Origin of the sequence: Pseudomonas sp. 09C 129 (assembly GCF_002843625.1) — a bacterium.
GTDB classification, from domain to species: Bacteria; Pseudomonadota; Gammaproteobacteria; order Pseudomonadales; family Pseudomonadaceae; genus Aquipseudomonas; species Aquipseudomonas chlororaphis.
Genome location: NZ_CP025261.1, coordinates 5,526,562 through 5,538,633, shown reverse-complemented (window position 1 = coordinate 5,538,633; position 12,072 = coordinate 5,526,562). Strand labels below are relative to the sequence as shown.

Annotated in this window: 13 protein-coding genes; 8 read left to right on the top strand and 5 right to left on the bottom strand. The window is 60.1% G+C overall.

Annotation, left to right across the window (positions count from 1 at the left end; translation table 11 throughout):
• Positions 1–21: 21 nt before the first annotated feature.
• A complete protein-coding gene (gene speB / locus CXQ81_RS24630; protein WP_101338810.1) occupies positions 22–978 on the bottom strand; it encodes an agmatinase in 957 nt (318 codons plus the stop codon).
• Between the two features lie 478 nt (positions 979–1,456).
• Between speB and CXQ81_RS24625 the strand changes: the two genes are divergently transcribed.
• Positions 1,457–2,698 carry a glutamine synthetase family protein gene (locus tag CXQ81_RS24625; RefSeq protein WP_178081117.1) on the top strand — a complete coding sequence of 414 codons (1,242 nt, stop codon included), beginning with the start codon at positions 1,457–1,459 and terminating at the stop codon, positions 2,696–2,698.
• Positions 2,699–2,768: 70 nt separating this feature from the next.
• Complete coding sequence (locus CXQ81_RS24620) at positions 2,769–4,151, top strand: MFS transporter (protein ID WP_007921621.1); 1,383 nt, start codon at positions 2,769–2,771, stop codon at positions 4,149–4,151.
• A gap of 57 nt (positions 4,152–4,208) precedes the next feature.
• Here the strand turns inward: CXQ81_RS24620 and CXQ81_RS24615 are convergent, their stop codons facing one another.
• The 4 genes from CXQ81_RS24615 to flgA all read right to left on the bottom strand — a co-directional run bounded on the left by CXQ81_RS24615 (position 4,209) and on the right by flgA (position 6,800).
• On the bottom strand, positions 4,209–4,955 hold the full coding sequence (locus CXQ81_RS24615; RefSeq protein ID WP_101338808.1) for a flagellar brake protein: 747 nt from the start codon (positions 4,953–4,955) through the stop codon (positions 4,209–4,211).
• Positions 4,956–5,050: 95 nt separating this feature from the next.
• A complete protein-coding gene (locus CXQ81_RS24610) occupies positions 5,051–5,518 on the bottom strand; it encodes a flagella synthesis protein FlgN (protein ID WP_007921623.1) in 468 nt (155 codons plus the stop codon).
• 50 nt (positions 5,519–5,568) lie between these two features.
• Complete coding sequence (gene flgM / locus CXQ81_RS24605; protein ID WP_009045139.1) at positions 5,569–5,889, bottom strand: flagellar biosynthesis anti-sigma factor FlgM; 321 nt, start codon at positions 5,887–5,889, stop codon at positions 5,569–5,571.
• Between the two features lie 149 nt (positions 5,890–6,038).
• Entirely contained in the window at positions 6,039–6,800 is a 762-nt protein-coding gene (gene flgA, locus CXQ81_RS24600; protein ID WP_009050304.1) for a flagellar basal body P-ring formation chaperone FlgA, read from the bottom strand.
• A 74-nt stretch (positions 6,801–6,874) separates the two neighbouring features.
• Between flgA and CXQ81_RS24595 the strand changes: the two genes are divergently transcribed.
• The 6 genes from CXQ81_RS24595 to flgE all read left to right on the top strand — a co-directional run bounded on the left by CXQ81_RS24595 (position 6,875) and on the right by flgE (position 11,877).
• Complete coding sequence (locus CXQ81_RS24595) at positions 6,875–7,807, top strand: chemotaxis protein CheV (RefSeq protein ID WP_007921626.1); 933 nt, start codon at positions 6,875–6,877, stop codon at positions 7,805–7,807.
• Positions 7,808–7,851: 44 nt separating this feature from the next.
• Positions 7,852–8,679: a protein-glutamate O-methyltransferase CheR gene (cheR, locus tag CXQ81_RS24590; RefSeq protein WP_007921627.1), complete on the top strand. Its 828-nt coding sequence runs from the start codon at positions 7,852–7,854 to the stop codon at positions 8,677–8,679.
• 243 nt (positions 8,680–8,922) lie between these two features.
• Entirely contained in the window at positions 8,923–9,330 is a 408-nt protein-coding gene (flgB, locus tag CXQ81_RS24585) for a flagellar basal body rod protein FlgB (RefSeq protein ID WP_007921628.1), read from the top strand.
• A gap of 3 nt (positions 9,331–9,333) precedes the next feature.
• Positions 9,334–9,777 carry a flagellar basal body rod protein FlgC gene (flgC, locus tag CXQ81_RS24580; RefSeq protein ID WP_007921629.1) on the top strand — a complete coding sequence of 148 codons (444 nt, stop codon included), beginning with the start codon at positions 9,334–9,336 and terminating at the stop codon, positions 9,775–9,777.
• 15 nt (positions 9,778–9,792) lie between these two features.
• A complete protein-coding gene (flgD, locus tag CXQ81_RS24575) occupies positions 9,793–10,521 on the top strand; it encodes a flagellar hook assembly protein FlgD (RefSeq protein ID WP_007921630.1) in 729 nt (242 codons plus the stop codon).
• Between the two features lie 30 nt (positions 10,522–10,551).
• Positions 10,552–11,877 carry a flagellar hook protein FlgE gene (gene flgE / locus CXQ81_RS24570; RefSeq protein ID WP_009050299.1) on the top strand — a complete coding sequence of 442 codons (1,326 nt, stop codon included), beginning with the start codon at positions 10,552–10,554 and terminating at the stop codon, positions 11,875–11,877.
• Positions 11,878–12,072 lie beyond the last annotated feature (195 nt).

Genomic DNA, 12,072 nt, shown 5'->3' with positions numbered 1-12,072 from the left:
ACACCGGCGCGGATCTGCGAGTCAGCGGCGAGAGGCGATGGACTCGGCCAGCAGGCACATCAGCTCGAACATCATGGTCGCCCCCACCAGCGCCGTGGCGCCGCCGACGTCGAAGGGCGGCGACACTTCCACCACATCGGCTCCGATCAGGTTCAGGCCGCGCAGGCCACGGATCAACTGCTGGGCCTCCAGGGTGGTCATGCCGCCGATTTCCGGGGTACCGGTGCCGGGGGCGAAGGCCGGATCCAGCACGTCGACATCGAAGCTGACATAGGTCGGGCCGTCACCGACCACGCATCGGACCTCGGCCAGGGTGGCGGCGACGCCGATCTCGGCAAACTCTTCCATATGGATCACGCGGATGCCGGTCTCGGCAGCGAAGGCCTCGTCATCGGCCGAATAGACCGAGCCACGGATACCGATCTGCACGGTGCGTCGCGGGTCCAGCAGGCCTTCCTCCACGGCACGACGGAACGGTGTGCCGTGGGTGTAGGGATTGTTGCCGAAGTAGCGGTCGTTGGTATCGGAGTGAGCGTCGAAATGCACCATGCCGATTGGCCGCTGGCGGGCCAGGGCGCGAAAGATCGGCAAGGTCACCAGGTGGTCGCCGCCAACGGCCAGCGGCACGGCACCGGCTTCGTGCAAGTCGCGGAAAAAGGCTTCTATGCGCGACAGCGAGTCCTGCAGGTCGATGGGGTTGACGGGAGCGTCGCCGAGATCGCCGATGCGCACCAGGTCATAGGGGGCGATACGGCTGACATGGTGCACCTTGCGCATCAGGCTGGAGAGGTTGCGCACTTCTCGCGGGCCATGCCTGGCGCCGGCGCGGTTGGTGGTGCCGCCGTCCCAGGGCACTCCGACCAGGGCGATCTGCACCTGGGCCGGGTCATCAAAGACCGGCAGGCGCATGAAGCTCGGAATCCCGGCGAAGCGTGGCACCAGCGCTGCGTCCACGGGTTGGGGAAAATCATTGGGCATGGTGGAGCTCCTGTGGCGAATGGGAGCGGCATGTGTCTGCTCCCTGGGTAAGCGCTGTCAATGGGTTTCGATGGACGGCGCGGCGGCCGGGCTGGTCAGCAGGGGCCTTGCGCATGCCTCGCCAGCCGAGCCCGGCCAAGCGAGTTGGCGGGGGCGAAAAAATCATAGGGCGGGAGTGGCAGGCCGATAAATCATCAGCTCGGCAAGCTGGCTTGTGTTTTGTGACAAGTTCCTTGAGAGCGCTCCTTGCGAAGGCATGCCGGATGATGGTTGTCTATCCGGGTATTTCGAGTGTCCCTGCTTGATATTCCGAACAGCCGGAGCCTATTTTGTACGGGTCGCCGTTCTCGGCTCGTACAACAACAAGGATTGAGTCATGACAACCGATGGCCGCAGTTCACTCGCTCAGCGATTGACGGGCATTGACGAGATTGAATGTGTCACTCCGGATCTGAACGGCGTGCCACGGGGCAAGGTGATGACCGCCGAGGGTTTCCTCGAAGGGCGGCGTCTGCAGATGGCCCGTGGGGTGCTGTTGCAATGCATCATGGGGGGTTATCCGCCCGCGCGTTTTTACGGCAGTGACGACGGCGACCTGGCGCTCACTGCCGACCCGCAACAGATTCATCGCCTGCCCTGGAGTTCGCAGCCGCGTGCACTGGCGATTTGCGATGCGGACGAGTTGAGCGGTGAAAGCTCGCGTCTTTCCACCCGGGGCCAGCTCAAAGAGGTCATCGCGCGGTACGCCGCTCACGGCCTGGCGCCGGTGGTGGCGACCGAGCTGGAGTTTTTCGTGTTTGCTCCCAATACCGACCCGACCCAACCTTTCCAGCCGCCCCTTGGCCTGGACGGTCGTCGCGAGGATGGGCATTCGGCGTTCAGCGTCAGTTCCAACAGCGGTTTGCGGCCGTTCTTCAGTGAGGTCTATGCCTGCATGGCGGCATTGGGCTTGCCGCGCGATACCTTCATGCATGAAATGGGCGTCAGTCAGTTCGAGATCAATCTGCTGCACGGTGATCCGCTGTTGCTGGCCGACCAGACATTCCTGTTCAAGCACCTGCTCAAGGAAGTGGCGCTCAAGCATGGTCTGACCGTGGTGTGCATGGCCAAGCCGCTGGCGCACACACCGGGCAGTTCGATGCATATTCACCAGAGCCTGGTGGAGTCGGCCAGCGGGCGTAACGTGTTCAGTGATGAGGCCGGAGAGCCGACCGCGATGTTCCGCCACTTCATTGGCGGGCTGCAGGCGGGGATGGCGGATTTCACTGCGCTGTTCGCACCGAACGTCAATTCCTACCAGCGCCTGTGCCATCCTTACGCGTCGCCGAACAATGCCTGCTGGTCCCATGACAATCGGGCGGCAGGCCTGCGCATTCCGGCCAGTTCGCCGGTGGCGCGGCGGGTCGAGAACCGCTTGCCGGGTGCCGATGCCAACCCGTATCTGGCGATCGCCGCGAGCCTGGCGGCAGGTTTGCACGGTATCGAAAACGAGCTGGAACCGACGCCGGCGATTCAGGGTGAGTTTGCCGTGCCGGACAGTTTATCTCTGCCTTGTACCTTGCATGCCGCTCTTGAGCGTCTGAAACGTAGCCAGTTGGCCAAGGAATTGTTCGGCAATGAGTTCGTCGAAGGTTACGTCGCTTCGAAGACCATGGAGTTGACCAGTTTCTTTGATGAAATAACTCCCTGGGAGCGGCGCGTCTTAGCGGCCCAGGCTTAACCGAACCGTCGCAGTTGGGCTATCGTCCAGATGGCCCGACACTCAATTCAAGGAGCCGCTCGGAACGCCGATGCGCCAAATCTGGAAATCCTTTCGAGCGCTTTATTTCGCCTCGCTGATGATGTTGATCGGCTCGGGCTTACTCAGTACCTACCTGGCGTTGCGCCTGGCCGCCGATCATGTCGACGGGTTATGGGTGGGGGCCTTGATGGCGGCCAACTATTTCGGCCTGGTGCTGGGCGGGAAAATCGGCCACCGCCTGATTGCCCGGGTCGGCCATATCCGTGCGTACGCCACCTGTGCCGGGATCGTCGGTGCGGCGGTGCTGGGGCATGGCTTGGTGGACTGGTTGCCGGCCTGGCTGGTGCTGCGGATGATCGTCGGCCTGGGCATGATGTGCCAGTACATGGTCATCGAAAGCTGGCTCAACGAGCAGGCCGATGCCAAGCAGCGCGGGCTGGTGTTCAGCGGCTACATGATCGCCTCGTATCTGGGGCTGGTCCTGGGGCAGTTGATTCTGGTCATGCATCCGGCCCTCGGGCTTGAGTTGCTGATGCTGGTGGCCCTGTGTTTTGCCCTGTGCCTGGTACCGGTGGCCATGACCCGGCGTATTCACCCGGCGCCTTTGCATCCGGCGCCCATGGAACCGCGCTTCTTTATCAAGCGCGTTCCGCAGTCGCTGAGCACGGTGCTCGGGTCGGGGCTGATTGTCGGTTCGTTCTATGGTCTGGCACCGCTGTATGCCTCCCAGCAGGGCTTGAGTACCGAGCAGGTTGGCCTGTTCATGGGGAGCTGCATTTTTGCCGGGCTGGTAGTGCAGTGGCCATTGGGATGGCTGTCCGACCGTTATGATCGGGCCCTGCTGATTCGCTGCTTTGCCTGCTTCCTGGCAGTCGTGGCCTTGCCGTTGGCGATTCTGCCCCAGGTGCCACTGGAGGTGCTGTTCGCCCTGGGGTTCCTCTGTTCGCTGGTGCAGTTCTGCCTGTACCCGCTGGCGGTGGCGTTCTCCAACGACCATGTCGAAGGCGATCGGCGGGTTTCGCTGACCGCGATGCTGCTGGTGACCTATGGCGTCGGGGCCAGTGTCGGGCCTTTGGTGGCGGGGGTGCTGATGAAGTTGTTCGGCAGCCAGATGCTCTATGCGTTCTTCAGTTTCTTTGCCCTGGTACTGGTCTGGCGCATCCGGCCGAAAGCCGTGACCAACCTGCATCAGGTCGATGATGCGCCGCTGCATCACGTGGCGATGCCGGACAGCATGTCCAGTTCGCCATTGGTGGCCGCGCTCGATCCGCGGGTCGATGAGCAAGTGGTGCAAGATCAGATGCAACAGACCAGCGCACCGGAAGCCGAGCCTCCGGTCGAGACGCCGGCCACGGATGAGGTTGAGGCTGAGGAGCCGGTAGTGAAGCCGGATGAGCCAGGGCCGGACCAGTTCAGTGGGGCCAGGCCCTAGAAACGAAAAACGGGCAGCTCCGCAAGGGGCTGCCCGTTTTTTATCGACGCTCGAATCTCAGAGGTCGTCTTTGTCGAAGCGCCGGGCTTCGCGTTGCAGCTGGTAGACGAAGCGCTCGACCTGGCGTTGAACCAGGCCGCTCATGTTGTGAAAGCGCACGCCGGCGAAAGTCGTGTCGATCTTCTCTTCGTGGTGCAGGTAACGCAGTTCCACTGGCGCAGTCATGCTGCCGAAGGGCAGGGCGGCGATAAAACGCTCGTAGACCTGGCCCAGTTGCAGGCGGCCGGAGATGTCGCCCTCGAAGCGCAGCTTGCAGCCGGTGGCGGAGATATCCAGCAGCTTGCCGGCGATCGGTGTCTTGAGTTTTTCGCCGCCCAGTTCGATGTTGACCAGTTGGGCCAGCTTCAGGGCTGCGCGAAAGGCATTGCGGCGCTGGTGATAGACCACTTCGTCTGGCAGCGTACCGCGGTAGCATCGCCCACCATTGGACTCGTCGATAGTCGGGATGCCATTGCTTTCCCAGGCGATGCGCACGCCTTCGTGAAAGCCTTCGACGCGAAACGGTTCGCCGGCGAGCATGAAGCGTTCGCCATCGCGGGGGATCATTTCGTCCAGGGCAATCATGTTGCTGTCACGATCGATCTCGACCAGATAGCTTTGAAAGCGCTGGCTGCGTTCGTGGAAAGTGATGATCAGCGGGTCATGGCTGTCTTGCAGCAAGCGCAGCGTGGAGTTGATTTCCAAGGAGGTGGTCAGCACCTTGGGTGGCTGCGGCGCATCTTCTGCGTTTACGGCATTGAACACGGTTCATCAATCTCCAGACAAAATACGACTACACGCAAGAGCCGGCATTTTGCCAGCATGTTCCGCGACTTGATAGGGCGCGCTCATCTCTGGGGTCAAGCCTGGCTAAGCGGGCGAGGCTTGGCCAGCTTGGCGGTTGAGCCACGGGCATCATAGAGGGCTGGAGGCTCGCCACCGGTGAGGATTTTCAATTGATTGGCGGTGGTGGCCTGTTGAACCTGGATCGAGCGACCGTTGAGTTCGTTCGCCGCCTGGCAATCGGCAAGCATTTGGGTCAGCACGTCACTCTGGGCCAGTAACTGGTCGCCGATCGAGGAGTGGCTGGCCAACTGTTCCAGGCCGGCGCGGCTGGCAGGAAGGTTCAGGCTGGCGAGGAGTTCGCTGCGTTTGCGGCCATGCTGCTCGAGCAAAATGATCAGGGCTTGCTTCTGCGCGAGAATCTCTTCCAGCAGCGGCATGTCGCGACCGTGCAGGGCTAGGGATTCGGTGCGCAGCAATTCCAGCAATTGTTGAGCTGGAGCAAAGTCGTCGGTGATCAGTTGCAGCAAATTAGTGTCGTGCATGTATGGCCTTGGGTTTTGAGCGTCCAAAAAACTGGCGCAGGCCTTATTGGCTAGCGCTGGGCTTCGAAATTAAGCAGTTTGCTGGCTACACGGTTGCTGTCGACTTTATAGCTGCCATCGGCAATCGCTTGCTTCAGCTCGGCCACGCGGGCGTTGTCGACGGCAGGCTGGTCGCGCAGCTTGTCAGTGATCTTCTGCAACTGTTGAGCCTCATTACTGAGGTGTACCGACTCCCCGCTGGTGCTGGCCTGTTCGGCCGGAGCGTTCAGCGGCGCGGATTTGTCGGCGTCGCCGGTTTCCTTGCTGGCGCTGGTGCGCGTGCTGCCGGTGAGTGAGGGAGAGCTGTTTAAACGGCTGAAATCGATGACCATGGTAAAAAACCTCTGGGTATTTGGACGCTTGACTTGTTTTCGGCAATACGCCGGAAAACTTTAGGCTCAAATATCGATAAGCCCGCACGCGCCGCTGTTGCCCTGCATGGGCCACAGTTTAGGGGGCAACAGTGCACAGCGCCAGTCGTCTACATGGCGACTTCCACCTGTCCCGGCGCGGTGATCCGCGCTTTGATGACCCGTTGTGAATTGAGGTTCTTGACCCGTATCTGCTCGCTCATGCCGCCATTGGACAAGGCTTCGCCGGGCATTTTCACGTTCAGCGTGCCGCTACGGGCAGAGATCACCACCTGATCGCCCTTGCGTACCACTTCCGCCTGTTCCAGGTGAACCAGGGTGACGAGCTGGTCGGCGACCATTGGTCGGACAAGCTTCTGCCCAATGGCCTGGTCCACTGAAGTCAGATAGCCCTGGTTGATCTGGCCGATATCGCGCTCGCGCAGCATCACGTCTTCGGGGCTGATGATGCCGGCGCGCTTGAGTGGCCGGGTGGTGGTCACCACCTCGCGGAACAGCTTGACCTGGGCGGGCACGAATACGGTCCAGGGCGAGGCGCCGTCGCAACGGACGCGAACGGTCACGCGTCCCAGCGGTTGCGCCGGGCTTTCCAGGGTCGCTGTCAATTCCTTGTCGCAGTGCGGCATGCGCAGCCGCGGGTCGAGTTGGTTGACCTGGATCTCGTAGCGCCCAGGCGTTTGACTGGTGGCTAAATAGTCTTCTACGGTGAATTCAAGAAACCCCTGAGTGACGCCGATAAGTAGATCAGGCAGGGTTACCGAGTCAGCAACGGCAGGATGGCCAGGGTTTAAAAAAAACAAAGCCGACAGCCCGTACAGCAATCTGCGGTAGTTTGATGTCAGGCGTCGGGAAAATGTCGTTTTGGCGTTCATAACAGTTAAAAAGCAAGCGCCGTGCCGTTTAGCGATGAGCGCGCGTCGGAACTTAAGCTTTGGGGAGTCTGGGCATGGCTGGTGTAATGGATTCGGTGAACCAGCGCACGCAACTGGTAGGGCAGAATCGCCTTGAGCTGTTGTTGTTCCGTCTCGACGGGCAGCAGCTCTATGGGATCAACGTGTTCAAGGTTCGGGAGGTGCTGCAATGCCCCAAACTGACGTTGATGCCCAAATCCAGTCCTGTGGTGTGCGGTGTCGCGAATATTCGAGGGGCGACCATTCCGATCCTGGACCTGGCGATGGCCACCGGTTCAGGCGGGTTGCAGGATCTGAGCAACCCCTTTGTCATCATCACTGAGTACAACACCAAGACCCAGGGGTTTCTGGTGCGGTCGGTCGAGCGCATCGTCAACATGAACTGGGAGGAGATCCATCCGCCACCCAAGGGGACGGGGCGCGATCACTACCTGACGGCGGTGACGCGGGTCGACAATCAGTTGGTGGAAATCATCGACGTCGAGAAGGTGCTGGCCGAGGTCGCGCCGACGCCCGAGACCATTTCGGTCGGCGTGGTGGATGTCGAGACTCAGCACAAGGCTGTTTCACTGCGGGTACTGACGGTCGATGACTCGTCGGTGGCGCGCAAGCAGGTCACGCGTTGCTTGCAGACCGTGGGGGTCGAGGTGGTGGCCTTGAACGACGGCCGACAGGCGCTGGATTACCTGCGCAAGCTGGTCGACGAGGGCAAGAAACCTGAAGAAGAGTTTCTGATGATGATCTCCGACATCGAGATGCCGGAGATGGACGGTTACACCCTCACGGCTGAAATACGCAACGATCCACGCATGCAAAAGCTGCATATCATCCTGCATACTTCGTTGTCAGGTGTATTCAATCAGGCGATGGTGAAGAAGGTCGGTGCCGATGACTTCCTTGCCAAGTTTCGTCCTGATGACCTGGCATCCCGGGTTGTCGACCGGATCAAAGCAGCAGATAACAGCTAGGGATATCCATCCCTGGCGGTCACACGATTTAAGAGGCGGCATCATTGTCTACGGGTAATTTGGATTTCGAACAGTTCCGGGTGTTCCTGGAAAAAGCCTGTGGGATCTTGCTGGGTGAGAACAAGCAATATCTGGTGTCGAGCCGTCTCAACAAACTGATGGAACAGCAAGGCATCAAGTCCCTCGGGGAGCTGGTTCAGCGCATTCAGTCCCAGCCGCGCAGCGGTTTGCGAGAGATGGTGGTCGACGCCATGACCACCAACGAGACCCTATGGTTTCGCGATACCTATCCATTCGAGGTGTTGAAGAACAAGGTCTTGCCGGAGGCGATCAAGGCCAGCCCCAACCAGCGCTTGCGCATCTGGTCGGCGGCCTGTTCCTCGGGGCAGGAACCCTATTCGTTGTCCATGTCGATCGACGAGTTCGAGAAGACCAACATGGGGCAATTGAAGATGGGGGTGCAGATCGTTGCCACCGACCTGTCCGGGACCATGCTGAACAACTGCAAGACCGGCGAGTACGACAGCCTGGCGATCGGTCGCGGTTTGTCGGCCGATCGCTTGCAGCGCTATTTCGACCCCAAGGGGCCGGGGCGCTGGGTGGTCAAGGCGCCGATCAAGAGCCGGGTCGAGTTCCGCTCGTTCAACCTGCTGGACAGCTATGCCAGCCTGGGCAAATTCGATGTCGTGTTCTGCCGCAATGTGCTGATCTACTTCTCCGCCGAGGTGAAGAAGGACATCCTGATGCGCATTCACAGCACCCTGAAGCCGGGTGGTTACCTGTTTCTCGGCGCTTCCGAGGCGCTCAATGGATTGCCCGACCACTACCAGATGGTCCAGTGCAGCCCTGGGATCATTTACCAGGCGAAGTAAGATTGTCGTTGTTGAAAAAGAGAGGCCTTCGGGCCTCTTTTTTGTGCCTGCGATTTTGCCAGCGCAGGAGAGGCGGCAACCGCTGCATTGCCGCTTTGCTGACGTTTCGCGGAAATGCCTTGCCGCTTTTCTGGCATTGCCGCTTTGCCGCTGCCGGCAAAGCCTTGATTTACGGGCTTTTAGCACTTGGCACGCAGCTTGCTATATCCCGTTTACGAAAAATCTGGTCGAAGGTTTCCCGACATGAGCATCAGCTTCGATAAAGCGCTCGGCATTCATGAGCAGGCTCTTGGTTTTCGCGCCAAGCGTGCCGAGGTGCTGGCCAACAACATCGCCAACGCCGACACCCCGAACTACAAGGCTCGGGATCTGGACTTCTCTGCCGTGCTCGCCGAGCAGAACGAGAAAGCCAAGAACGGCACCTTTGCCCTGAACATGACCAACAGCCGGCACATCGAAGCTGAAGGTCTGGGCAGCGGCGACGAATCGCTGCTGTACCGCACACCGATGCAGCCGTCGATCGACCAGAACACCGTGGATGCCCAACTGGAACAGTCGAACTACGCCGAGAACTCGGTGAACTTCCAGGCCAGCTTCACGCTGCTCAACAGCAAATTCAAAGGGCTGGTGTCAGCCCTGCGCGGAGAGTAATCCATGTCCCTCGCCAGTGTTTTCAATATTGCCGGTAGTGGCATGAGTGCCCAGACCACTCGTTTGAACACCGTCGCCAGTAACATCGCCAACGCCGAGACAGTCTCCTCGAGCATCGACCAGACCTACCGTGCGCGCCACCCGGTGTTCGCCACCATGTTCCAGGGCGCGCAAAGCGGTGGCAGCGAGTCGCTGTTCCAGAATCAGGACGCGGCCGGTCAGGGCGTTCAGGTGCTGGGTGTGGTCGAGGACCAGAGCAACCTCGAGGCGCGTTACGAGCCTAACCATCCGGCCGCCGACGCCAAGGGGTATGTCTACTACCCCAACGTCAACGTGGTGGAAGAGATGGCCGACATGATTTCCGCCAGCCGCTCGTTCCAGACCAACGCGGAAATGATGAACACCGCCAAAACCATGATGCAGAAGGTCCTGACCCTCGGTCAGTGATAAGGGGCGACTCAGATGAGTGTTACCGATACCACCAGTGGCCTGACGCTCAAGGAGGTCCTTGCGAACTCCTCGAAGAAGACCCCGACCACCAGCAATGACGGCCTGGCGGCGGCCACCAATAGCGTCAAGGGCAAAAATGAGCTGGGCAAGGACGCGTTCCTGAAGTTGCTGGTGACCCAGCTGAAAAACCAGAACCCGCTGGACCCACAGGACAACAGCGCATTCGTTGCCCAGTTGGCGCAGTTCTCCACCCTGGAAGGGATCACCACCCTCAATACCTCGGTGAACTCCATCACTGGCAACTACAAGTCGTCCCAGGCCCTGCAGGCTTCGTCCCTGGTGGGTCGTTCGGTGATCGTCCAGACCGGTACCACTCAGGTCGACACCACCAAGAGCATGACCGGTTCGGTGACAGTGCCTACCGGAGTCAGCGGCGTCACCGTGACCATCACCGACAAGGATGGCAAAACGGTCAAGACCCTCGACCTGGGAAGCCAGAAGGCCGGCAGTACCAGCTTTGTCTGGGACGGCACCAAGACCGACGGCACCAAGGCCGATCCGGGCAATTACACCTTCAAGGCCAGCACAAAGATCGATGGCAAGGCGACCGATCTGGTCACCTACCTGCCGGCGACGGTCAACAGCGTCACCATCAGCCAGACCGGCGGTGAGCTGATGTTGAACCTTGCGGGACTGAGCAGCCCCGTGGCGCTCTCCAAAGTTCAAACCATTGGTATCTAGAGCCGACTAACACGGCACAAGGAGTGGAATATGTCTTTTAATATCGGCCTTAGCGGTCTCTATGCTGCCAACAAGCAACTGGACGTGACCGGCAACAACATCGCCAACGTGGCGACCGCCGGCTTCAAATCGTCCCGTGCCGAATTCGCTGACGTCTACTCGGCTACCAAATTGGGCACCGGTAGCAAGACCATAGGTAATGGCGTGCGCCTGGCCAACGTTTCCCAGCAGTTCGGCCAGGGCGACGTGAACAACACCGGCAACGTACTGGACATGGGTATCCAGGGTTCGGGTTTCTTCGTGCTGAGTGACAACGGCTCGCTGACCTACACCCGCGCCGGTACCTTCAAGACTGACAAGGACGGCTACATCACCAACACCGATGGCACTGCCCGCCTGCAAGGCTATGCGGTCGATGCCAATGGCAAGATCGTCAACGGCGTGCTGACCGACTTGCGTATCGACACCTCGAACCTGTCGCCGAAGGCCACCAGCTCGGTGTCCTCGACCATCAACCTGAACTCCACTGCGCCGGTCATTGACCAGAGCGTGACAGGTTTTGCCTTCGATCCGACCAAGGTGGAAACCTACACCAAGCAGTTCAGCACACCGATCTATGACAGCCAGGGCAACGAGCACAAGCTGGACCAGTACATGGTGAAAACCGGTGCCAACACCTGGAAGACCTACACCCTGGTCGATGGTCGTAACCTCGATGGTTCCGCTCCGACCACCACCGGCGCTACGGCTCCAGTCGCATCGACCATGAATTTCGACTCCGCCGGCAAACTGGTTTCGGTCATCACTCCGCCTGCCACTACACCTAATCCGGGCAACAACCTGACCCTGGCGGGTTGGGTGCCTGGCACTGTGACCAACGGTACGTGGAAGGCCAACGGTGCCAGCGCCAATCCCGGCGGCGTGACCATCTCAATGACCAGCACCACTCAGTTCAACGCCGATACCGCGCGTTCGCTGCCGGTGCAGGACGGCTACGCCACTGGCCAGATCACCAACCTGACCATCGACGGCACCGGTACCCTGTTCGCCAACTTCAGCAACAGCCAGAACAAGGCCATCGGCCAGATCTCCCTGGCCAGCTTCACCAACGAACAAGGCTTGCAGCCGGTAGGCGGCACCAGCTGGAGAGAAACCTACGCTTCGGGCGTACCGGGTTACGATGCTCCACAAACCGGTACCCTGGGTTCGATCGTGTCCAACTCCCTGGAAGAGTCGAACGTCAACCTGACCAACGAACTTGTGGACCTGATCAAGGCCCAGAGCAACTACCAGGCGAACGCCAAGACCATCTCCACCCAGAGCACCATCATGCAGACCATTATTCAGATGACCTGATAATGGCTGGCTGACAGCGCTCGAAAAAAGCCCCTCACCGCAGGGGCTTTTTTGTGCCTGCAAGATTCATCCACCGTGGCCTGCTTCTGTAGGAGCGAAGCTTGCTCGCGATGAGGGATATGGCATGCGGAGGAGGTGTATCGGTCCTGCTGCGGCTGCCTGGCCCGCAGGGCTGTATTCGGCGGGTTCATTCCC